The sequence below is a fragment of the Chryseobacterium sediminis genome, assembly GCF_008386505.1.
In the GTDB taxonomy this organism is placed as follows: domain Bacteria; phylum Bacteroidota; class Bacteroidia; order Flavobacteriales; family Weeksellaceae; genus Chryseobacterium; species Chryseobacterium sediminis.
The window spans coordinates 437,562-461,715 of the sequence record NZ_VUNZ01000003.1; the positions used below are offsets into that span (position 1 = coordinate 437,562).

Annotated in this window: 16 protein-coding genes; 8 read left to right on the forward strand and 8 right to left on the reverse strand. The window is 36.2% G+C overall.

Going from position 1 to position 24,154, the window contains the following annotated elements:
* Positions 1 to 95 precede the first annotated feature (95 nt).
* Positions 96 to 2,630 (forward strand): phosphoenolpyruvate carboxylase, encoded by a 2,535-nt coding sequence (locus tag FW780_RS17275; protein WP_149834909.1) that lies wholly within the window; start codon positions 96 to 98, stop codon positions 2,628 to 2,630.
* Between the two features lie 184 nt (positions 2,631 to 2,814).
* Here FW780_RS17275 and FW780_RS17280 read toward each other — a convergent pair whose 3' ends face one another.
* Entirely contained in the window at positions 2,815 to 4,416 is a 1,602-nt protein-coding gene (locus FW780_RS17280) for a S8/S53 family peptidase (RefSeq protein ID WP_149834910.1), read from the reverse strand.
* A gap of 88 nt (positions 4,417 to 4,504) precedes the next feature.
* Here FW780_RS17280 and FW780_RS17285 point away from each other — a divergent pair, with 88 nt between their 5' ends.
* From FW780_RS17285 to FW780_RS17300, 3 genes are all read left to right on the forward strand, one after another.
* Positions 4,505 to 5,629 carry a DegT/DnrJ/EryC1/StrS family aminotransferase gene (locus FW780_RS17285; protein WP_149834911.1) on the forward strand — a complete coding sequence of 375 codons (1,125 nt, stop codon included), beginning with the start codon at positions 4,505 to 4,507 and terminating at the stop codon, positions 5,627 to 5,629.
* A 463-nt stretch (positions 5,630 to 6,092) separates the two neighbouring features.
* Positions 6,093 to 7,115, forward strand: coding sequence for a UDP-glucose 4-epimerase GalE (gene galE / locus FW780_RS17295; RefSeq protein ID WP_149834913.1), 1,023 nt, complete (start codon positions 6,093 to 6,095; stop codon positions 7,113 to 7,115).
* Positions 7,116 to 7,265: 150 nt separating this feature from the next.
* Positions 7,266 to 7,718: an adenylyltransferase/cytidyltransferase family protein gene (locus tag FW780_RS17300; RefSeq protein WP_047376790.1), complete on the forward strand. Its 453-nt coding sequence runs from the start codon at positions 7,266 to 7,268 to the stop codon at positions 7,716 to 7,718.
* A gap of 135 nt (positions 7,719 to 7,853) precedes the next feature.
* Here FW780_RS17300 and FW780_RS17305 read toward each other — a convergent pair whose 3' ends face one another.
* The 6 genes from FW780_RS17305 to pnuC form a co-directional block, all read right to left on the reverse strand.
* Positions 7,854 to 8,846: an acyl-CoA thioester hydrolase/BAAT C-terminal domain-containing protein gene (locus tag FW780_RS17305; RefSeq protein ID WP_149834914.1), complete on the reverse strand. Its 993-nt coding sequence runs from the start codon at positions 8,844 to 8,846 to the stop codon at positions 7,854 to 7,856.
* 186 nt (positions 8,847 to 9,032) lie between these two features.
* The gene (locus tag FW780_RS17310; protein WP_149834915.1) at positions 9,033 to 11,642 is read right to left on the reverse strand and encodes a TonB-dependent receptor domain-containing protein; all 2,610 of its coding nucleotides are present in this window, start codon (positions 11,640 to 11,642) and stop codon (positions 9,033 to 9,035) included.
* A gap of 130 nt (positions 11,643 to 11,772) precedes the next feature.
* A complete protein-coding gene (gene mltG, locus FW780_RS17315; RefSeq protein ID WP_149834916.1) occupies positions 11,773 to 12,798 on the reverse strand; it encodes an endolytic transglycosylase MltG in 1,026 nt (341 codons plus the stop codon).
* A 31-nt stretch (positions 12,799 to 12,829) separates the two neighbouring features.
* Complete coding sequence (gene dapF / locus FW780_RS17320) at positions 12,830 to 13,597, reverse strand: diaminopimelate epimerase (protein ID WP_149834917.1); 768 nt, start codon at positions 13,595 to 13,597, stop codon at positions 12,830 to 12,832.
* A gap of 92 nt (positions 13,598 to 13,689) precedes the next feature.
* The gene (locus FW780_RS17325; protein WP_149834918.1) at positions 13,690 to 14,364 is read right to left on the reverse strand and encodes a hypothetical protein; all 675 of its coding nucleotides are present in this window, start codon (positions 14,362 to 14,364) and stop codon (positions 13,690 to 13,692) included.
* A gap of 4 nt (positions 14,365 to 14,368) precedes the next feature.
* Positions 14,369 to 15,040, reverse strand: coding sequence for a nicotinamide riboside transporter PnuC (gene pnuC / locus FW780_RS17330; protein WP_149834919.1), 672 nt, complete (start codon positions 15,038 to 15,040; stop codon positions 14,369 to 14,371).
* Positions 15,041 to 15,204: 164 nt separating this feature from the next.
* Here pnuC and FW780_RS17335 point away from each other — a divergent pair, with 164 nt between their 5' ends.
* From FW780_RS17335 to hemN, 3 genes are all read left to right on the forward strand, one after another.
* Positions 15,205 to 16,722, forward strand: a complete 1,518-nt coding sequence (locus tag FW780_RS17335) for an amino acid permease (protein ID WP_149834920.1) — start codon at positions 15,205 to 15,207, stop codon at positions 16,720 to 16,722.
* A 48-nt stretch (positions 16,723 to 16,770) separates the two neighbouring features.
* Complete coding sequence (locus tag FW780_RS17340) at positions 16,771 to 17,802, forward strand: WD40/YVTN/BNR-like repeat-containing protein (RefSeq protein WP_149834921.1); 1,032 nt, start codon at positions 16,771 to 16,773, stop codon at positions 17,800 to 17,802.
* 178 nt (positions 17,803 to 17,980) lie between these two features.
* Positions 17,981 to 19,339, forward strand: a complete 1,359-nt coding sequence (gene hemN / locus FW780_RS17345; protein WP_149834922.1) for an oxygen-independent coproporphyrinogen III oxidase — start codon at positions 17,981 to 17,983, stop codon at positions 19,337 to 19,339.
* A gap of 219 nt (positions 19,340 to 19,558) precedes the next feature.
* On the opposite strand, the gene FW780_RS17350 is transcribed toward hemN, so the two are convergent.
* Positions 19,559 to 20,923 (reverse strand): PQQ-dependent sugar dehydrogenase, encoded by a 1,365-nt coding sequence (locus FW780_RS17350; protein WP_149834923.1) that lies wholly within the window; start codon positions 20,921 to 20,923, stop codon positions 19,559 to 19,561.
* Between the two features lie 217 nt (positions 20,924 to 21,140).
* Between FW780_RS17350 and secD the strand changes: the two genes are divergently transcribed.
* Entirely contained in the window at positions 21,141 to 24,050 is a 2,910-nt protein-coding gene (secD, locus tag FW780_RS17355) for a protein translocase subunit SecD (RefSeq protein ID WP_149834924.1), read from the forward strand.
* Positions 24,051 to 24,154 lie beyond the last annotated feature (104 nt).

Sequence of the window (24,154 nt, forward strand, 5' to 3'; positions counted from 1 at the left end):
TGAAAAGTAAAATTACTATTATTTTTTTGCATTTTGGTCTTAATTTTTGTCATTTGTCAATCCAATTCATTCCAAAATCACTTACATTTGTTACTATGATACACGACCAACGCGCAGAAAAATTCAGGCAGATTGTGGAAAATAAGTTCCAGATCTACAATTCATTATTTATGAGCCTGCCTTATGATAAAATGACGAATATTGGGATGTTGCTTCCGTTTCTTTATGAGGAAAGCAGAACCGGCTATGAAGCAGAAAAAACTCCCGAAAACATCGTCGAAGAATTTTTTAAAAACCATACCGATCTTCAAACCGAGGAGCAGAAACTCGAACTGCTTTTCAAGATCATTCAGTATATAGAAAGACAGGTAGTTTTGTTTGACAGTATTGAAGATGCGGCATTCCCCAATCTTCATTCTGAAAGTGACAACGGTACCGTAACCAATCTCTTTGAACGCTCTTTTCAGGATCATAAAATTGAAAAAGTGCGCGAAAAATTAAAAGATTTTAGTGTAAAGGTCGTGTTTACGGCACACCCTACTCAGTTTTATCCAAGTTCAGTGCAAAGGATCATTCAGGATTTACGAGGGGCTATTACCAGTGATTCGGTTACTCAGATTGATATGTTACTGCAGCAATTGGGGAAGACTCCTTTTGTCAACAAAGAAAAACCTACTCCTATAGATGAAGCTTTGAGTATCATTTCATACCTGAGATATGTGTATTATGATACCATTGGAGAATTGTTTACGAAGATCAAAAAGACTTTCGGAAACGGGCATTTTCACCTTCATGAAGATATCATCCAGCTTGGGTTCTGGCCCGGAGGAGACAGGGACGGAAATCCGTTTGTAACAGCAGATGTAACGAAAAGGGTAGCAGAAGAACTTCGGTCGGCAATTCTGAAGTCCTATTACAGTCATTTGAAATTCATCAGAAGAAGATTGAGTTTCAGAGGGGTTTCTGAAGTTTTAACCCAATTAAGCGAAGAGTTGTATGCTGCCATTTTTGATGGAAAAAACATCACAGCTGAAGATATTTTAAAGAAAGCGGCAGAAGCGGAAAAAATATTAGTTAACGAACATAATTCTCTGTTTTTAGATCTTTTGGTCAACTTCAGAGATCGTGTAATGATCTTCGGAACTCACTTTGCGACGTTGGATATCCGCCAGGACAGCAGGATTCATCAGAAAGTGATTGATGAGGTGTATGCAAAAGTATCCGGAAATGAAGATGCTGATTACGAACAGAAATTCAATACACTGATTCAGGCTTCAGAAACAGTAAACGCAGAAGATTTTGAAGATATTGTGAAAGATACATTGTTAACAGTTTCACAGGTTGCAGACATCCAGAATCTGAACGGATTAAGAGGAATGAACCGTTATATTATTTCCAATTCCGATGCGGTGAAAGACGTAATGAATGTCTATGCTTTCTTCAAGATTTGCGGATATAAAGATGAAGACATCAATATGGATATTGTCCCGCTTTTTGAAACGATGGAAGGTCTTGCCAACGCTGAAAATGTGATGAATGAGCTGTATCATAATCCTGTTTACAAAAAGCATCTGGAAAAAAGAGGAAACCAGCAGACCATTATGCTCGGATTTTCTGATGGAACCAAAGATGGTGGGTATTTAAAAGCCAATTGGGAAATTTATAAAGCAAAAGAAGTCTTAACTAAACTTTCCGAGCAGAATAATATCAAAGTTGTATTCTTCGATGGCAGAGGAGGACCGCCAGCCAGAGGAGGAGGAAAAACCCACGATTTTTATGCTTCTCAGGGAAAAACTATTGCCAATAATAAGATTGAACTTACGATTCAGGGCCAGACCATAACAAGCATTTTTGGGAATAAAGAGCAGGCAAAATATAATTTTGAACAACTTCTTACCGCAGGTGTGGAAAATGATGTATTTAAAAATGCAAAAAAAGAGCTTACAGAAAAAGAAAGAGCTTTGATCATCGAATTGGCGGATATCAGCTATGGAAAATACTCAGATTTAAAGGCTCATCCTATGTTTGTTCCATACCTTCAGGAAATGAGTACGCTTGAATATTACGGGAAAACAAATATCGGAAGCCGTCCTTCAAAAAGAGGAAACGGAAGTGAACTGAAATTTGAGGATCTGAGAGCTATTCCATTTGTGGGTTCATGGTCACAGCTGAAGCAGAATGTTCCGGGGTTCTTTGGTTTTGGATATGCCATGCAAAAGATGAAGGAACAAGGAAGATTTGAAGAGGTCAGAGAACTTTACAAAGGTTCGGATTTCTTTAAAACTTTAGTGTTGAACTCGATGATGAGTATGAACAAATCCTATTTTCCTCTGACTTATTATATTAAAAGCAATCCGAAGTTCGGTGCATTCTGGAATGTTCTCTTTGATGAATACGAGCTTTCAAGAGAAATTATGTTGGAACTGACTGGCTTCAAAATGCTTCAGGAAGAAGATCCTTTGTCCAGAAAATCCGTGAAGATCCGTGAAAAGATTGTACTACCATTATTGAGTATTCAACAATATGCTTTGATGAAAATACAGAAAGGAGAGGGCAATAAAGAAGCTTATGAAAAACTGGTGACAAGATCACTGTTCGGAAATATTAACGCAAGCAGAAACTCTGCTTAAATTATTTTAAACAAACGTTTTTTATATATCAATAGGAATGGGCTTTAGCCCATTCTTTTTTTTATTAACCAATCCATCGGCTTTAGCTAAAGTATAGTGTATACAGCTTAGAAGAATATCCCTCGCAGATTCAACAAATATCAAAATCTGTTCAATCTGTTTAATCCGCGAGAGACAAAGGTTTTTATTCCTTTAAGAATTTCTCATAGTAAACTTTATCCATCATCTGAACTTTCAGATAATAAGTCCCTTTTGCAAAATCCTCCACTTTTATAGATTTCTGATGGTTGCTTTTTCGGATCAGTCTTCCCAGATTATCGTAAATTTCCAGAGACTGAACTTCCTGTTCTGAAGCAATGTTAAGAATGTTTTTAGCAGGATTTGGGAATATAGAAAATTTTTCTTTTTTTACTATTTCAGAAGTATTCAGAACGAGGTTGTATAAGCTTCCAAAATTAAGAATACCAAATCCTGTCTGATCTGAATGGGCAGGATAAAGCGAAGCTGTTTGTCTTAGCTTTGTTCTCATCTGCTCCCTGTTCATCGTTGGAAATGCCTGGATAAGACATGCCACACCTCCTGCAGCAATAGGCGTAGCAATAGACGTTCCGTTTACAATCGTAGTCGCATTGTCATATACTGTGGTGGTAGCGGTTCCCTGAGTACTTCCGTCAGGTTTTACCACTCCAAGAGAATTAGGTCCGAAAGAAGAAAACCCTGATGCATTTCCGGCCGAATCTACAGACCCGATGGAGAATACGTTAGCATTGTCAGATGGTGTCATCAGGTAATGCCATGGCTGCAATCCCGAATTTCCCGCAGCAGCAAGTACAAAAATTCCTTTTTCAGCAGCAATACCTGCTCCCCGGGCAATGAAAGAAGTGCTTCCGTTCATATTGGCATAAGTATAATTATAACGGCTCTCATCAAAAACATTGTATCCCAACGATGAGGTGATGATTTCTACCCCTTTTCTGTCTGCTTCCTCGGCAGCTTCAATCCAGTATAGCTCTTCTTCAGGAACTTCTACATTGGCATTTTCACTTCGGTAGAGATAAAAATCAGCATCAGGAGCAGCACCCACAAATATATTTTCCAGATACCCGCCAATAGCTCCTAAAACAACAGAACCATGAGGACTGAGTGCTGTATTGTAAATATCTCCGGTTTTGGTAACAAAATCATAGGACGCTTTTATATGATTACCGTTCCATAATCTTGAAAAAGCAGTTCCTGTATTTACTGTTGGAAATCCGGCATCAATGACTGCTATAGAAATCCCTGTTCCCGTATAACCTGCCAGGTGAAGGGGGCGTATATTGACCTGATCAATCTGGCCGGCACCGGAACCATAATTGAAGTTGGTAAGTATTTTATTGAGACTTATATCATCTTTCCATTTTACAGGTACTGTTTTTACGGTGGTTGAACTGTTTCTGGCAAAACTTTCCACAGATAAAACAAAAGATTGAGCCTGCAGCAACGTTTTTTGGGCTGGAGTAGCATTAACTGCCGCTCCGTTAAGCCATTTTGAATAATCTGTAACGGTAAATCCCAAATTTTGAAGATTCTGAAGGTAAGACTGTTCAATAGGAGCATCCTGATCATTGAGAGGAATTCCCAGCGTTGTACGTCTGTTGAGCGATTTCTGACTGAGTTCACAAAGCGGATTTGCATAAAATGCAGCTTTATTGGGCTTATCAGTAAAGAAAACAAAAACAAGTTCTGTTTGGGCAGATACATTAAGATAACCCGTTAGGAGACAAAAGAGTAAAAGTTTTTTCATAAGATTATTTTGTATAAAGATAAAAACAAAATCAATAAAATTTTTGATAGGATATTAAATTCCTTATTTTTACAGAAATATTTATTATATGAAAAAAATTCAGATGGTTGACTTGCAAAGTCAGTATTACAAAATAAAGAATGATGTAGACAATGCAGTTTTGAATGTAATGGACTCTGCAGCGTTTATTAACGGACCTGAAGTAAAGTCTTTCCAGAATGAATTGGAGTCTTATTTAGAAGTAAAACATGTCATTCCGTGTGCCAATGGTACAGATGCATTGCAGATTGCCCTAATGGCCCTGGATCTTAAAGAAGGAGACGAGATCATCACCGCTGATTTTACTTTTGCTGCAACGGTAGAAGTAATTCACCTGCTTAAGCTAAAATCTGTATTGGTAGACGTAGATTATGATACATTCACAATTTCTACGGAACAGATTAAAAAAGCCATTACACCAAGAACAAAAGCAATTATTCCGGTACATATTTTCGGACAGTGTGCCAATATGGAAGAAATTTTGAAAATTGCTGAAGAGCATAATCTATATGTTATTGAAGACAACGCTCAGGCAATTGGTTCAGAATATACATTCTCTGACGGAACTGTAAAGCAGGCAGGAACAATGTCTACAGTAGGAACTACCTCTTTCTTCCCTTCAAAAAACCTTGGATGCTATGGAGATGGCGGAGCTATTTTTACCAACAATGATGAATTAGCGCACCGTTTAAGAGGAATTGTAAACCACGGAATGTACGAAAGATATTATCATGATGAGGTAGGGGTAAACTCCCGTCTGGACAGTATTCAGGCTGCGGTTTTAAGAAAAAAACTTCCTCACCTTGATTCTTACAACGAAGCAAGAAAAAGAGCGGCAGATTTTTATGATGAAGCATTTGAAGCAAACCCAAATATTCTTACTCCAAAAAGAGCTGAAAATTCTACTCATGTATTCCACCAGTATACTTTAAGAATCCTGAACGGAAAACGTAACGAGCTTCAGAAGTTTTTAACGGAAAAAGAAATCCCTGCCATGATCTATTATCCGGTAGCACTGAGAAAACAGAAAGCCTACTTCCAGGAAAGCAATGATGCAGACTTTGTGAATACAGATAAGCTGTTGGATCAGGTAATTTCTTTACCAATGCATACAGAATTAGACGAAGAACAACTGAAGTATATCACGGATGCGGTTCTTGAGTTTATGAAATAATTTATGCTTCACGACGAAAGAATATTAAAACATAAGTTCGCTTATTTTTTTACAATTATTTTTGTCCTTTGCTGGATGATATTTTTTGCATACAATATGGTTAATATTTTTTTAAGAGGCTATGGATTAAAAGAAGAGTATAATACATTCAAGATAATTATTTATGTATTATACTTTTTAATACTCCCATTATTAACTGTTACATTTGTTAGTATTTTTAAAGAATCAAAAAAGATGTTTTTTTACCTAAATCTTTCTTTGTTTTTTATGCTTATTTTTCATGTCGTAATTTTTAATGGGAAATATCAAAAAATACAAAACCCTAGTACAGGATATGTATTTTCTTTTATACTTTTAAATATCTTACTTGTTGTAGGTCCTGTGGTATTGATAAATTATTTTAAACACATTCCTACAGAAAACGAAATAGAAAATATAGGAAAACACAAAGAATAAAGAATAAATGGCAATACTTGTTACGGGAGGACTTGGATATATTGGTTCTCACACGGTGGTAGAACTTATCAATAGCGGCTTTGAAGTAGTTATTGTAGACGATTTATCCAATACGGAAAGGTTTATTTTAAAAAATATAGAAGAAATTACAGGTAAAAAGCCGGCTTTTTATCCTTTTGATCTAAAAAGAAAGGAACTTCTTACTCAGGTTTTTGATGCCTATAAGATTGATGGCTGTATCAATTTTGCAGCTTCCAAAGCAGTGGGAGAGAGCCAGATAAAACCTGTGGACTATTATGAAAATAATCTGTTCTCACTGATTAATATTCTTCAGGAATTTAAAGAAAGAGAAATATCCAACTTTATTTTCAGCTCGTCCTGTACAGTATACGGCCAGGCAGATTTAATGCCGATTGATGAAAATACTCCGTTAAAAGTACCTGAAAGTGTGTATGGGAAAACAAAACAAATTGGAGAACAGATCCTGATTGATTTTGCAAAAGCCTATAACCGTAAAATTTCGTTATTAAGATATTTCAACCCGATTGGAGCCCATCCTTCTGCAAAACTTGGAGAACTGCCGATAGGAATTCCTAATAATCTGGTACCTTATGTGATGCAGACGGCTTCAGGAGTTCGTGAAAAACTGAGCGTTTGGGGTGATGATTATGCTACAGAGGACGGAACAGCCGTTCGTGATTATATTTATGTTGTTGACCTGGCGAAAGCACACGTTGCCGCATTAAAAAAACTGATGGAAGACTCTTCCCCTGAAGCTGTGATTGACACCTACAACCTTGGAACAGGAAAAGGTTCATCTGTGCTGGAAGTGGTGAAAGCATTTGAAAAGGCCAATAATGTAGAAGTGCCTTATCAGATCTGCGCAAGAAGAGAAGGTGATATCACTATTGCATATGCCAACGCTGAAAAGGCTGAGAAAGAACTCAACTGGAAGTCTGAAACGTCTCTGGAAGAGTCCTTAAGAACAGTCTGGGAATGGCAGAAATATTTGAACACAAGGAATGTATAGTTTCAATGGTTGTGAAATTTTCCTCACCATATGAAAGAACAATTTAAAACGAATTATATAAACAAATTACAAAACGTCTTCCCTGAACCTTCGGCCTTTTATCCTTTTAAAAGAACATGTATTTCAGTGAAGTTTTAATTCAAAATTAATATGAAGACACAGAGAATAGGGATTACATTTTCCTCATTTGACTTATTACACGCCGGGCACATCAAAATGCTTGAAGAAGCTAAAACTGTATGTGACTATTTAATCGTTGGACTTCAGATCGACCCTTCCCACGATCGTCCCAACAAAAATAAGCCAAGCCAGACTATCGTTGAAAGGTATATTCAGCTGAAAGCAGTAAATGCTGTGGATGAGATCATTCCTTATTATACAGAAGAAGATCTACTGGATATTCTAAAATCATTTGTAATAGATGTAAGAATCATTGGGGATGATTATATGGACAGAGATTTTACAGGGAAACAATACTGTGAAGAAAAAGGAATTGAAATCTTTTACAACAAAAGAGACCATAGGTTTTCCACCAGTGATCTGAGAAGAAGAATCTATGAAGCTGAAAAAGAAAAAGACTCCAAAGCTGAGCCTGTAAAATAAATTTTCAGTAAAAAAATATCAAAGATTATAAATAAAAAACAGTTGTAAACAAGAGCTTTACAGCTGTTTTTTATTTTACCGGAAACGGCGGGAAATTACTTTTTAAGAATATGATTTTTTTTAAAACTATATTTTCTATTCAAAATCTTTATCAATAAGATTCAGGAAGTCAAAAAACATTTCTTTCCAATGGCTTATTTGGGTTCCGTCTTCTTTTATTTCTTCAAAATTATGATTGCAGTTCAGATAAACTTTGCTTTTCAAATTCGTTTTTCTATGACGGATAAATTCAGCGGTAATTAAATCACTGGTTTCTATAGGAACTTTATCATCATGACTTCCAATGGTGACGAAGATGGGAATTTTTAATTTCAGAAGATTTTCTATAGGAGGTTCGTTTATAGCAACATTCCATTTGTAGGTGTCACCATTAAAATAATCTTTTACAGAGTCAGGATCTTGATAAATCTGATTATACCCTTTCATCAATTCATTAATTTTATCCTGAGCCTTGCCAGCACTTAATTTTCCTTCCTGCATTTGTTTTCTGGTAAAAAGTATGTCATTAAATATTTGAGGCGTTGCATTCCCAGCTGAAAAACAAATATGGGTGATATTTTTATTAAGAGTAGCTAATTTTGCGACCACATCACTTCCTTCAGAGTGCCCCAGTACAGCAATTATTTTTGCATTGGGATAGATTCTTTTTTTTATGAAATTAATAACTTTATTGGCAGATTCAGCTCTGTCTAACACATTATTCCTCCGAGTAAATGTTGGAGAAGGCGTATAATTATTTAATGTTTTTGAGTAATAGGGTAATCCAATTTTCTGTATATAAACGAATGCATAATCTTTTGGGAACTCTGCCATTAATTTTTTGGGATAGTTATTAAAACAACAGGGTTCAGTATCATTACCATTTACCATAGGTAAATCACCACTGCCTTGCAGGTAGAGAAAAACTTTTTCTTTTGTTAAATTATCAGTTGTGTGAATATAGAAACGTATAGTATCTCCTTTATCAGGAATAATGTACTCTTTTAACTTTTGTTTTTCGGGAGTCTGCGCTAATGTGAAGATGGGAGAAAAGAATAGTATTAATAGGGCTCTTTGAAATAGTTCCATAGGTTATTTTTAGTTTAGAAGATATGATTTTATACTTTGTGAATTTACACTAAAAAAACACAGTCTCAATATTAGAAAGATTATTACTTTTAGTTAGATAATATACCTATTTTTCTTTTTCCAATTCATTAATGATTTTTTAATAAAAAATCCCGAAAAGTAATTTTCGGGATTTTATTTTTTTTATTACATCGGGCCACCTTGTTGGTCGTCTCCGGCTGCATTGGAATTGATGTCCTTTTTCTTTTTAGGCTGATCTACTTTTTCACCCTGTTTAAATCTATAGGTTAAAGAAATAGAAAATTGTCTTGGCTGCCACTGCATATAATTTCTTCGGGTATAATCATCATTGAAGCTGAAAACTTCTCTGCTTCTTGTATTGAAGATATCCTGAATATTGAAAGAAATTGTTCCGTCTCCTTTCCAGATCGTTTTGGAAGCCCCAAGGTTCAGCGCATACATATCCTGAGTATTTTGGTTGGCAGATTTCTGCGCTCCTCTATAGAATCCCTGTAACTGTACACTTAATGTTTTATCCAGTTTGAACGTTGTATTAAGACGCGCTCTGGTAGAGAAACCATCTCCGGTAAAGTCCATGTTACGGGTTTGCTGCTGCTTATTCTTATCGATAGCATCATAATAAGCAATTCCTGTCGTTTTATATCCGAACATGTCTAAGCTACCCATTATTTTTAACCAAGCAAAAGGATCGTAAGTAAAGTTAAGATCCAAACCATAACGGTCGTCACTTCCCAGGTTGATAGGCTTTGTATAGAATACTCCTAGATTTTCGTCAGGTCTGTAGACTAGCATTTTAGTATCATCAGTAGCATGTCTGTAATATAAGGTAGGATTAATTGTGAACTTTTTTCTTGTAATATTATATCCTACTTCAAATGAATCTACATACGATGGGTTAAGATCTATGTTTCCTTCAAAAATATTCTGGCTGTTGCTGTAATTCGGGAAGGGAACCATGAAGAAAGATCTTGGTCTGTCTATTCTACGGGAATAATTAACTAAAATCTGATTGTTTTTAGATACATCATAGCTTAAGAATACACTCGGAAATAAATTATTGTAGTTCTTGGTTTTATTGATCGCCGGATCATTAGGATTCTGATTGATGTAATTGATCCTTACATTGGAAAGTTCATCTCTTAAACCAAGCTGATAAGCAAATTTTTCTCCGATTTTACTTTTAAACTGTAAATAAAATGCATTGAAAATCTCTCTGTAATCCGTATCGTTATTATAATTTGGGATAAAAGGATTATTGGAAGTACTGCTTACGAAATTATTGTAAGTATTGTCATTCACATCCAATCTGTATCCTGCTTCAATCTTAGACTGTTCTCCTATTGGTAATTCGTAGTCAGCCTTCCCAATAACCGTTTTGCTTACAGAATGTCTTCTGGTAATGTCCTGTACATCCGGTAGAAGGTCATTGGTCTCAAGAATATCTGCATTATTATTGCTTCTGTTTCTTTGTAAACTTAATGATACTGATAAATTCTGACCGTTATCATCAAATTTGTGATCTACACCTATATCTCCCTGGAATGCAAGATTATTAAATATCGTTTTAGATTCTCTCTGTCCGTAAGGGTTTAGTAATTGCCATGTTCCGGCAGTTCCGTTTGGATCTGACGGATCTTTGAAAAACCTGTGAAAACTGTCATAAGTCTGCAGAAGCTCATTTCCGTCTCCTTCAAAAGTTCTTACCAATCCTGTTACATTGATTGATGTTTTGTCAGACAGATCATACACAAAACCCGCACTTACATTATAATTTTTGTTATATGTTTTACTGGTGGAGTTTTGCAGCTGGTGTGCAAGAACATCATTAGGCTGCGTATTAGGAAGGATCTTAGGAAAAGTAAGATTGTGATATGTAGTTTCCGAATTATTTTTAGTTTTGTTTTCCGTATAGCCGCCGCCGCCGTTTACAAACCATGTCCAGTTATTTTTTCTCCAGCTCAGATTCGTATTAAGAGAGGTTCTTGGGAAATATCCTAAAGACCCTACAACACTGCCGTTAAATCCGATTTTTTTGTTCTTCTTAAGGATGATATTCAAAATACCGGAAGTTCCGCTTGCTTCAAACTTAGAAGAAGGGTTGGTAATGACCTCAATTCTTTCAATCTGATCAGCCGGGATACTTTGTAAAGCATTGGCACCGTCATCTATTCCCAGAAGGGCAGAAGGCTTTCCGTTGATCAGAAACTTTACATTGGTACTTCCTCTCATAGAAACCGTTCCATCCGTATCTACAGAAACTGAAGGAACATTGGTCAATACATCCTGAAGACTACCTCCTTTGCTCACGATATCCTGTGAAGGATCATATGTTTTCTTATCAAGTTCTACTTTATAAGGTTTTGCTGCTGAAGCGGTGATCACAACTCCCTGGATTTCCTTTGTTTTTCCATCAATGGTTGTAGCAGCTTCAGGCTCTAAAGATAATGCTCCGATATTTCCTGCAATTGCAATATTTTTACTGACTACATTTTTTTTGTAATCAATAGCTTCTACTGTGATATCATAATCTCCCGGTACAAGCTCAAGTTTATACTGTCCCTTTTCATCTGTCAGTACAGCATCACTTAATGTTTTGTTCACTTTATTGCTGAAAGTTACAGAGGCATAAGGAACCGGTTGGTTTTTTTTGTTGACAATAGTCCCTGAAACTCCAGCCTTCTCCTGTGCAAAAGCCATCGCCGCCGCTGAAAGTACTAACGTAAGTCCTAAAGTTTTTCTGGTGAAAATATTGACAATTTCTGTCTTATTCTTCATAGGTTATTTTTTTGTATAAAATCGTGAAAGGATAACCCATATTATTTTGAATATCCATATCAATTTGATCTTCAAAATATTATGACTTTTATTATTTTTCTAACTGTAAATTTCTAGGTGCTTTCTAAACTTATTTTATATTTTTTGAGTTGAGCCAGTCCTGATAAGCCTTTGCATTCACAGCATGTTCTTCAGCACTTGCCGTAAACTTATGGTATCCAAACCTTGCCGGATCAGCACACATAAATATATAATTGTTGTTTTCAGCATTTAACACAGCATCAATCGAATTCTTATCCACTACACAGATTGGTCCCGGAGGAATACCTGCATTTGCATAAGTGTTGTAAGGTGATGGTGTAGACAAATGCTTATATAATACTCTTTTAATAGATTCTTTAAAATTAGTCTGCTTATTAATTGCGTAGATCACCGTAGGGTCAGACTGAAGTTTCATCCCTTTTCTGTAACGGTTTAAATACAATCCGGCAATCGTTTTCATTTCATCTTTTTTTCCTCCGGATTCCTTATAAACAATTGAAGCCAATGCATAGATCTGATCTCTTGTAAGGCCAGACTGCTGTTCTTTGTTTTTTCTTTCACTCGTCCAGAAATCATTGTACTGATTTTCAAACTTTGCAAAAAATTCTCTTGGGCTTACAGTCCAGAAGAAATTATAGGTATCAATGAAGAAATATTTTTTTAAATCTTCAACATTTTTATAGCCCTTCTCCTGTGCCACAGCATCCAGATCATTTATAAAATGTAACGAATCAATTTCCGTTTTTTTTGTCACCTTACCAATCATCTGATACATATCTCCAAAATCCCCGATTCTGTAAGAATTGGCTGTCTGGTTTCCAGCTTTGATCATATTGACAAGGTTTTTGTTACCTGTTCCGCTCTGGATATGATAACGTCCCGCTTTAAAATTGGTATCAAGACCTTTTTCTTTAGCCACCGCTTCAAAAGATTCCCTGTCTTTAATATAAGGAGAAATAGAATCGAGGATCTGTTTAAAACCTGCTCTGTGAGGAATCAGAACATAACCGTCTTTTTCTACGTTATTTCCTAAATATTTATTATAAAATCTCAAACCAAAAAATCCTGCGGCTACAAAAACCAGCAGAATGATAATGAGAATAGCTTTTTTCATTCTTATAAATGTTGATTAAAAGTTTTTGTTTTTAAAGAAGATCTGTTTTACCTCTAAAAACTTGCTTTGCAGGACCTTCCAGCCAAATATTCTGGAATGCATCACCACTTTTTTCAGCATATACCTTAAGGTTTCCGCCTAAAGTTTTAACTTTTACAGAGGTTAGATTATGTTTTTGAAGAAAAGTTAAAGCAGATGCGGTAACTCCTGTTCCACAACTGTAAGTTTCGTCCTCAACGCCTCGTTCATAGGTTCTTACAAAAATTTCATTATCTGAAATTTTTTCTACAAAGTTCACATTGATTCCTTTTTCCTTATAATTTTCAGAATTTCTGATTCCATATCCTTCGTCATAAACATGATAATCTTTCAGATTGTCTACATATTTTACGTAATGGGGAGATCCGGTATTTAGAACAAAGTCATTTCCATCTTGTGAAATAGTGTCCACATTGATCATTTTCAATTTAATGATTCCGTTATGAATTTCAGCTTCATGCTCGCCGTCCGTTGCAATGAATTTGCATTTATCTTCAAAAATGTCAAGGAAAAAAGCAAAAGCGACAAGACATCTTCCTCCGTTTCCGCACATCGTACTTTCTCCTCCGTCAGAATTGTAGTAGACCATTTTGAAATCATAGTTAGGATCGTTTTCCAATAGAATAAGACCGTCAGCACCTATCCCAAAACGTCTGTCACATAATTTTTCAATACTGTTTTTATCTTTAGTAAACTGCAGATCACGGTTGTCTACCATTACAAAATCATTTCCTGTTCCCTGATATTTATAAAATTCCATATTTTTTTTGTCTAAATTGAAGAAGCAAAATTAATATATTTAAAATGAAAAACGAACAGTGTTAGCTGTTCGTTTTCTTATTTATAATCGTTTTATCTAAAGCCGCCTCCGCCGCTCTGTTGTCTGTTTGAACCACTGCTTTGGCCGCTGGAGCTGTTTCTGAATCCACCGCCGGAAGATTCTGATCTGCCGCTGTTTTGGCTGCCACTGTTCTGGTTTCTGAATCCGCTGTTATTCTGAGTTCCCTGGCTGTTCTGATTACCGCTGTTTTGGTTTCTGAACCCGCCATTAGAATTTCGGAATCCGCTGTTGTTTTGGTTTCCCTGATTGTTCTGATTACCATTATTCTGGTTTCTGAACCCGCTATTGCTATTGGAGTTTCTATTATTATTGAATCCTCCGTTATTATTATATGAACCGTTGCTATTCGTTGTACGCGTGTTCTGGAATCCATTTTGAGGTCTTGATGAAGAAGAAGATCTTCTTTCTACATAGACTTTTCTTCTGGAGTTATTATAACTGTCATAGTAATAAGGAATTCCATTATCATAGTAGTAATTAACGTTGTTTCTGTAATAATAGCCGTCATTACCATAATATCCGCCGCTACCGTAATATCCGGAAGGAGCATAGTAATATCCGTTATTATAATAGGGATCACCATAACCATAATTTCCATTACTTCCGTATCCGTCGGTATATGCTAAACAAGAGGTTAAACTGGCAATAGCAAAAATACTGACTGCTATTTTAAATAAATTTTTCATGACTTTATTGTACTTTTTTTTCTTTAAAACTTTTTTTCCAATTGACGTATCCTAAGATAGCCATTATAGTAAATACCAAATATTGAACCGAAGTTATTCCAAGTCCCTTAAAAATCATCATAGGGATGCAAATAATATCTCCGATAATCCAGAAAATCCAGTTCTCAATGCGCTGTTTGGCCATAAACCACATTCCTACTAAAAATATTGAAGTGGTAAAAACATCCATCCAATTTGCCCAGTCCAGATGATACAATCCTAAACTGGTTCCCTCCATAGAAAACTGATTATCAATATAAGGTTTGTAATAATAAATAAGAGTAACCAATGTCAGACTCAGTAGGAAAAGCAGGGTAGCATAAATCCATTCTTTTCGGGTAGCCCATGTAACTTCTACGTGAACATGATCTTCAGAATTTCTTGCCCATAGGACCCAGCCATAAATACTCATAACAGAATAGTAGACATTGATTATGCAGTCTCCTAACAGTCCTGCATTGAAAAGAAGATATACATAGATCAGTGTTGAAATAATGCCGGTAGGGTATACCCATATATTTTTCTTAATGGAAAAAAATACGCTCAGTATTCCGAAAATAGCACCAGATGCTTCAAGCGTAATCTGTAAAGAATCATAGCTTTCATAAGGCTTTACAAAAAGATCATATAAATTCATGCAATCAAAAATAAGCAAAAATATGGACTTTTTAAAATGGATTATATAATGTGTTGTTCAGGTTTTTAAAGACTTAATGTAAAATAAATGAGGAAAGTTTAACGATAAACGTGGGAGTTCCTAAATTTTTTATATTTTCGTAAATCCTTAATAAATAAAAAAACATGTCGAAAATTTGGGTTAAAAAGCCACTAAGTGCCTATGAGGCAGATATGAAGAAAAGTGAGCTGAAAAAAGTCCTTGGAAAATGGAGTTTAACAGCAATTGGAGTGGGTGCTATCATCGGAGGTGGAATCTTTGTTCTTACCGGAACAGGAGCCTATTATCACGCAGGACCAGCACTTGCCATTTCCTTTATCATAGCAGGTATTGCCTGCGTTTTTGCTGCATTATGCTATGCAGAATTTGCATCCATTATTCCTGTAGAGGGTTCAGCTTATGCTTATGCATATGGAACAGTTGGAGAAATTTTTGCATGGGCCATGGGATGGTGTCTCATCCTCGAATATGCCATGGCGAGTATGGCCGTTTCCGTGAGTTGGTCCGGATATTTTAACAAATTTTTGAAAATCTTTAATATTCATTTACCGGCCTATCTTACATCAGATCCTGCAAGTTATACAGGAGATGGTTTTTCCATGAACCTGCCGGCATTCATTCTTGTTCTTTTGATTACCGCACTATTGGTAAAAGGAACTAAAGAAGCAGCAGGAGCTAATAACCTGATTGTTTTGATGAAAACTTCTGCCGTTATCTTTGTAATTATCGCAGGAGTATATATTATTTTTTCCAATACTGATCTTTACAACGCTGTAGATGGTGTTAAAAACTGGAAGCCTTTTATTCCGGATCAGGTACAGATCAAGAATTCTGAAGGAGATCTCGTTTCCGCCTATGGTATTAAAGGGATTATTTCCGGAGCAGCCGCTATTTTCTTTGCTTATATTGGTTTTGATGCCGTTTCTACACAGGCGGGAGAAGCTATTAATCCTAAAAAAGATGTGCCTTTCGCCATTATTGCTTCACTGTTGATCTGTACAGCTTTATATATCTGTGTATCTCTTGTATTAACAGGGATGATGCATTATACAGACTTTAACCCTGAAGGGAAATATCCTGATGCTATTAAAGCTCCTGTAGCGTATGCTTTTGAAATTGCAGGAAAACACTGGGCAAGTAACGTAGTAACTATCGCTGCAACAGTAGGATTAATTTCTGTAGTAATGGTAATGATGATGGGACAGTCAAGAATCTTCATCGGGATGGCAAAAGACGGATTAATTCCTAAGTTTTTCGGAGAACTTCACCCAAAAACAAAAACACCTTACAAAGGAATCATTTTGTTAGGAATTGTAGTGGCATTGATTGCAGCATTTACTCCAATTTCAACATTGGCAGATATGACAAGTTTCGGAACCCTGTTTGCATTTACACTGGTTTGTATTGCGGTTTGGGTAATGAGAAAAAAAGAACCTAATTTGATCAGACCGTTCAAAGTTCCTGCTTACAAAATAGTGGTAGCATTGGGCGTATTTATCAATATTTATTTGATATTTAACTTAAGTGCCCATGCATTGGAACTTTCTGCTGTGTGGTTGTTCTTAGGAGGTTTGGTATATTTCCTTTATGGAAAATCAAACAGTAAATTGAATAATCCTGAAAAATATCAGAACCAAGATTAATAATAATATAAACCGCTTCGGCGGTTTTTTTTGTCCCAATACGATTATATGAAAAAGATTTTTTCCCTTTTATTTCTGTCCGTAGGACTTACAGCGTTTTCCCAGCAAGTGGAAAGCTTTGAAACTATTCTTAATGATAAAATCAGCATCAGAGCGCTGGAACTATATGATAACAAAGTCTGGTATAGCGGTACAGATTCCAAATTTGGGTTTGTAGATCTGAAAGATTATAAAAATCAGAAGCAGATAAAGCTCTCCGAAGATAAGCTTCAGTTCAGGACACTGGCACAGGATAAAGCCTCATTCTATGCCATCAACATTGAAAGTCCTGCTTACTTCTTTAAAATTGATAAAAAAGATCTGAAATCACAGATTGTCTTTAAAGACACTGTTAAAACTGCTTTTTATGATGCTTTACATTTTGTAAAAGATGGATACGGGATAACATTCAGTGATCCTGATAAAAATCTTTTGATGAAGCTTGCATTATTATTCCCTCACAAGAAAATGTACGAGATCTGGACCCCTCCAATGGGTAATCACGAGAAAGTAAAGCTAAAGGAAGGTGAAGCCGCATTTGCTGCCAGCAATACCAACATTGCTTCCTATAAGGACATCCTCTGGATTGCAACTGGTGGAAAAGCTTCCAGAATCTTTAAACAGAAGGGATTGGACTGGAAGATTATTGAAACCCCTTTCATTCAGGGAGAGTCTTCACAGGGAATATATTCCATCGATTTTTTTGAAGACCGTTTCGGGATTGCTGCGGGTGGAGATTATACAAAGCAGGATGCCAATGTCAATAATATTGCAACCACTATTGATGCTGGTGAGACCTGGCAGATTCAGGCTTCGGGCCAGAATGCAGGATATACAACCTGTGTGAAAATCAAACCCGGATCAAAAGGAAAAGAAATTATTGCCGTTGGAGACAAGCATATTAGCTATTCTTCAGATTTTGGAAAAACATGGAAGAAAATTTCTGATGAGAAAGGTTTCTTCGTCTGTCAATGGATCAATGGTGATAATGTTGTTCTTGCAGGAAATAACAGAATTGCAGTGATGAAATTAAAATTTTAAATATAAGGTATAGAATTTATCACTATTTGCCAAAAGCCTGATCATACGTATTTAGACTCATTATAAAATAGAACCTAATATAATTCATAGGTTAAAATTCATAACTAATGGTTAATTTTGTAAGATGGAATTTTAACGATGTTAAATTTCATACCCTTATAAAATTTTAAATTTCAAAATGAACTCTTTAATAGATAAGTATAATATTCCCGGACCGCGTTACACTTCTTATCCTACCGTTCCATATTGGGATGAATCAACATTTTCACCGGAAAAATGGAAGGAAACGGTAATCAGGTCTTTTCATGAAAGTAATGCAGAGGAGGGGATTTCTATTTATATCCATTTACCTTTCTGTGAGGCTTTGTGTACGTTCTGTGCATGTCATAAACGTATTACCAAACAACACAGTGTTGAAGTACCTTACCTGGAAAGTGTTTTGAAAGAGTGGAAACTTTATCTTGACCTTTTCAACGAAAAACCTAAATTAAAAGAATTACACCTAGGAGGCGGAACTCCCACGTTTTTTTCTCCTGAGAATTTAAAAACATTGTTGGAAGGGATTTTTTCAACTGTAGACATTGCGGAACATCCGGAATTCTCTTTTGAAGGACATCCTAACAATACAACAAAAGAGCATCTTCAGACTTTATATGACCTTGGTTTCAGAAGAGTAAGCTTTGGAGTTCAGGATTATGATCCTAAGGTTCAGAAAGCAATTAATAGAATCCAGCCTTTTGAAAACGTAAAAAATGTTACAGAATGGGCAAAGGAAATTGGGTACAGAGGAATCAGCCATGACCTTGTGTTCGGACTGCCACATCAGAACTGGGAAGCGATGGAACACACGATCAGAAAAACAATGGAGCTGAAACCGGACAGGCTTGCCTTCTATTCTTATGCACACGTTCCGTGGGTAAAAGGAGTTGGGCAAAGAGGTTTTGATGAAAATGACCTGCCAAGTGGAGAAGAAAAACGCCGTTTGTACGAAGATGGTAAAAGACTGCTTCAGGATTTAGGATATATTGAAGTAGGGATGGATCATTTCTCTCTGGAACATGATGATCTGTATCAGTCTTTGATTCATAAAAAACTTCACAGAAATTTCATGGGATATACTTCAAGCAAAACCCAGCTGATGGTAGGACTTGGAATGTCTGCTATTTCAGATTCATGGTATGCTTTTGCCCAGAATGTAAAAACGGTTGAAGAATATCAGAAAATGGTTGAAGAAGGTGAAATTCCTGTTGTAAAAGGACACGTTCTGAGTGAAGAAGATCTGATTTTAAGAAGACATATCTTAAATTTGATGTGTCAGCTTGAAACAACTTTTGATATCAATAATTCTTTCCCAGAGCTTGAAAATGCCTTGGAAATGTTGAAAGAAATGGAAAATGACGGACTGGTAGAAATTAATGGAACTGAAGTGAAAATTACAGAAGCCGGAAGAGCCTTCACAAGAAACGTAGCGATGGTTTTTGACCTGAGAATGATGAGAAATAAGCCTGAAACAAGGATTTTCTCAATGACAATATAAAGAAAAGCGGTTCAGATCTGAACCGCTTTTTTATTGCTTTAAAATTGATTTTATCATTAAGAGTTATGTTCACAAAGATTTTATAATACTGATTGATCTTTTTTGTTCGCAAGGCCACTGCGTTTAGCAAGCTTCTTCTACTTAGTGAAACGCCTTTGCGACCTTTTTCTTAGAATTTAAAAATCTTAGCGTTTCGTCTGCATTTATAACAGAATAGTATTATTTGATAATCAATTTCTGGCTATAAGACTTCAATTCTCCGGATTTCAGGTTAATGTAATAAACGCCGGCGGGTATTCCTGAAATATTAATTCCTTTTCCATTAGAGATTTTATCTGCTTCCAATACTTTTCTACCTTCTGCACTGATAATTTCCAATGTTGTCTTTTTATCTGTAACGCCATCAATGAAAATTTCTTTTGAAGCAGGATTAGGATAAACCTTTATGGTTCCTAACGTATTTTCCTGAGTACTTAAAGTCCCTGTGGATATTTTAAAAACTTTCCCACTGTTCACCGCAGCTACGTACAGTCCTTTCTGGTAATCCTCTCCAAAAGTAGAAAAATTATTTCCGGAATAAGGACTCGTCCAAGTGATGGCATTATTACTATCCAGAATTCCGATCTGGGTAGAGCAGTAGTCTGCAAAAAAATATTTCCCCTGAAGCGACGGATATTGAGTTCCTCTGTAAACATAACCACCCGTGATAGAACATTTTCCGCCTGAATGATCATAAACGGCAATAGGAAAGGTCATTGTAGACTGAGCTGCACATCCTGCCGTATTATAGGCGGTATTGCCTTCATAACAGCGCCAGCCATAGTTTAAGCCAGCCTGGGTAATTGGCATTTTGTTGATTTCTTCTATTGCTCCCTGACCTACATCTGCAATCATCGCATTTCCTGTAGTCAGGTCAAAGGAAAACTTCCATGCATTTCTGAGGCCATAAGCCCATATTTCATCAGCTCCAGTTACCGTTCCTGCGAAAGGATTATCCGGTGGGATATTATAAGGCCCGGTTGCATCCACATCTATTCTCAGCATTTTTCCAAGCAGTACATTTTTATTTTGGGCATTATTATTCGGATCTCCGCCGCTTCCCCCGTCTCCGGTGATGATCCATAATTTTCCGTCTGGAGCAAAATGGATACTTCCTCCATTGTGATTGTCGAATGGTTTGGGAATGTTGAGCAGGATTTTTTCAGAAGCAGAATCAGCTACGTTAGGATCAGTTGAACTGACACTATATCTTGCGACGATGATATTCCCTGCCGGATTGTTATAATACACAAAAAAATACCCGTTAGTAGGGTACTGTGGATGAAATGCAAGTCCCAGAAGACCTCTTTCACCGCCAAAAATAATTTTTGAACCTATATTCAGAAAATTGGTGGGATTAATAGTCCCGTTGGGTTGAATAATTTTAATAATTCCGTTCTGCTGAACAACAAAAAGCCGACTGTCATTGGCGTTTGTAATCTCTACCGGGCTGGTAAGTCCCGTGGCAAATTCTTCCAAATTAATGCTTTGAGAATTAGCAATTAAGGAAGAAAAAATACTAAGGGTAAAAAGTAATTTTTTCATAATATTTTGATAGTTAGTGCGTTGATAAATTGAATGAAAATTTTGTACCAATCGAATTTTGAAGACTTCATTATGATACTATGAAAAAATTGTTAAATCTTAAATAGAACTCAGAATACCAATATATCTGAAAATAAACCATTTCTGTTGTTAAAAATTCATAAAATACAAGAAAATCATTATATTTGCCGACTTAATTTAACGTAGTTATAACAAAATGCAAGGAAAAGGACTTATTACAATTGTCGCTATTGTACTAGGGTTGATTTGCTTAAACGAGCTATTACCAACATGGTACGCCAGCAAAATTGAAAAGCAGGCAACTGCTATTGCAGGAGACAATCCGGAGAAGTATCAGAAAGAAATTGCTAGACTTTCTAAGGATACTTTGAATCTAGGATTCACAAAACTTTATTACACTAAAGCCAAAGACAAGGAAATGAAACTTGGTCTTGACTTGAAAGGAGGGATCAACGTTCTTTTGGAGATCAACCAGAGAGACCTTGTGAATGATTTAACAAATTATTCTACAAATCCTGTTCTTATTGAGGCTTTAAACAAAACTGATGAAGCACAGAAGAATTCTACAAAAGCTTACATCGATAACTTTTTCGAGCAATTCGATCTAGTTAACAAAGCTAAAGGAACAAACCTTAAGTTGGCAGATCCGGAAATTTTCGGAAATACTACACTTACTGAGGTGAAGTACAACACTCCTGATGAGCAGGTGAAAAGCATTGTTAAAAGAAAAATTGATGCATCTGTAGGGACTGCTTTCGAGGTAATCAGAACGAGAATTGATAAAATGGGTGCTGTGCAGCCAAACGTTCAGAGAGTACCTGGAACAGCTAGAATTTCTGTGGAAATGCCTGGTATGAAGGACATCGATAAAGTGAAGAAAATGCTTCAGACTTCTGCAAAACTTCAGTTCTGGGAAGTACAGCAGGTTCCTGAAATTGCGCCTTATTTCCAGACTTTGACAACTATGGTTGCTGCAAAAGGAGATTCTATGGGAGTGGCAAAGAATGTGAACTTCATGAGCCTTTTACAGCTTGACAAATTAAGAACAAATGGTGTTGCTAACGTAAAATTATCCGATACAGCTGTTGTAAATAAAATTTTAAACAGTAAAGTAGGACAATCTCTACGTCCGGCTAACATTAAATATACACAGTTCATGTGGGGTTACAAGCCTGAAGCTACAGATACTGAAAGTTTAGTATTATATGCCATCAGAGGTAACATCAACCAAAAAGCTCCGGTAGACGGTGCTGTTGAAACTGCAAACATCAGCTATGATGAGCTGAGCAGAGTAGTAGTAGATATGCAGATGGATTCCAAAGGAGCAAAAGACTGGAAAACATTAACAGAGAAAAACGTTGGTAAGCCGGTTGCTGTAACGCTTGACGGTAGAGTTTATACTGCACCAAACGTTGTAAATGCAATCCCGAACGGTAGAACTCAGATCTCTGGTAACTTCTCTCAGGAAGAAGCTAAAGAATTGGTAGACGTTTTAGGAGCAGGTAAATTACCGGCAGGTGCAAAAGTAGTTCAGGCTACGGTTGTAGGGCCTTCATTAGGACAAGAATCTATTGATGCTGGTGTGATGTCATTCGCTATCGCGTTCTTATTAATTATTGCTTATATCATTTTCTACTATGGTGGAGCTGGTGTTTATGCAGTAATTGCAATGATAATCAACCTATTCTACATTTTCGGAATTATGGATTCCGTAGATGCTACCCTTACGCTTCCTGGTATCGCAGGTATTGTACTTACAATGGCCATGGCGGTAGATACAAACGTAATTATCTATGAAAGAACTAAAGAAGAACTTTTCGCAGGAAAAAGTATTCTTGAAGCATACAAAGACGGTTTCAAACACGCATTGAGTGCAATTGTTGATGGTCACTTAACGACATTACTTACAGCAGGTGTACTATTCCTTTTCGGAACAGGGCCAATTAAAGGTTTTGCATTAACATTAGGAATCGGTATCCTGATGACATTCTTTACTTCGGTATTGATTTCAAGAGTAATGATCTTCTCTAGATTGAATAAAGGAAAACACCTTTCTGTTTGGACAGGTGCTACAAAAAATCTTTTCAGAAATACTTGGATCGATTTTATCGGAAAAAGAAAATATGCGTATATCATTTCAGGTATTTTAACTATCGTTTGTATCGCATCTATTGCAATCCATGGATTCAAATATGGTATCGACTTTACAGGAGGTAGAAACTATGTGGTAAGATTTGATAAGGCAGTAAATGCTGAAGATGTTGAAGCCAACTTAGTGAAAATGTTCCAGACAGAGGATGGTAAGAACTCTTCAGTAGAAGCTAAAACTTTCGGTAATGACAAGCAGTTGAAAATCTCTACAGATTACCTTATTGAAGATGAATCTTTGAAAGCTGACCAGACTGTTGAGCAGAAACTATACGAAGGATTAAAATCCAGCTTACCTGCAAACATGACATTAAAAGATTTCAAATCTGCAGATAAAGATCATTCAGGAATTATTTCTTCTGAGAAAGTAGGACCTACTGTAGCAGATGATATCAAGACTCACGGTATTCTTGCTGTAGTTGCAGCATTAGCCGGTATTTTCATCTATATCTTGGTAAGATTTAGAAAATGGCAGTTCTCTCTTGGTGCTGTTGCAGCGTTATTCCACGATGCTGTTATCATTTTGGGAGCGTATTCATTACTTCATAAGTTTATGCCGTTCAACATGGAGATCAATCAGGATTTCGTTGCGGCAATCCTTACTGTATTGGGTTACTCAATCAATGATACGGTAATTATCTTCGACAGAATTAGAGAATACCTGAGAGAGAAAAAATCTTTAACATTAGCGGGTCTGTTTGATGACTCTATTTCAAGTACATTGGGTAGAACATTCAACACCTCATTTACTACGATTTTGGTTATCCTTGCGATCTTCATTTTCGGTGGTGATAACTTGAGAGGATTCATGTTTGCTATGTTAATTGGTATTGGGTTCGGTACGTATTCATCTATCTTTATTGCGTCTGCAATTGCTTATGACTTCCTTAAAACAGGAAAAGAAGAAGAGGTACATGGAAAAACCACTTCTACAAAAGAAGAACTTGCTTCAAAGTAATACAAACTACAATAAATTAATAAAGACCGTTTCGAAAGAGACGGTCTTTTTTATTCTTACTCATGCTTCTGCGTTTTGAAGAATTTTTATTTCTAATAGCAAAT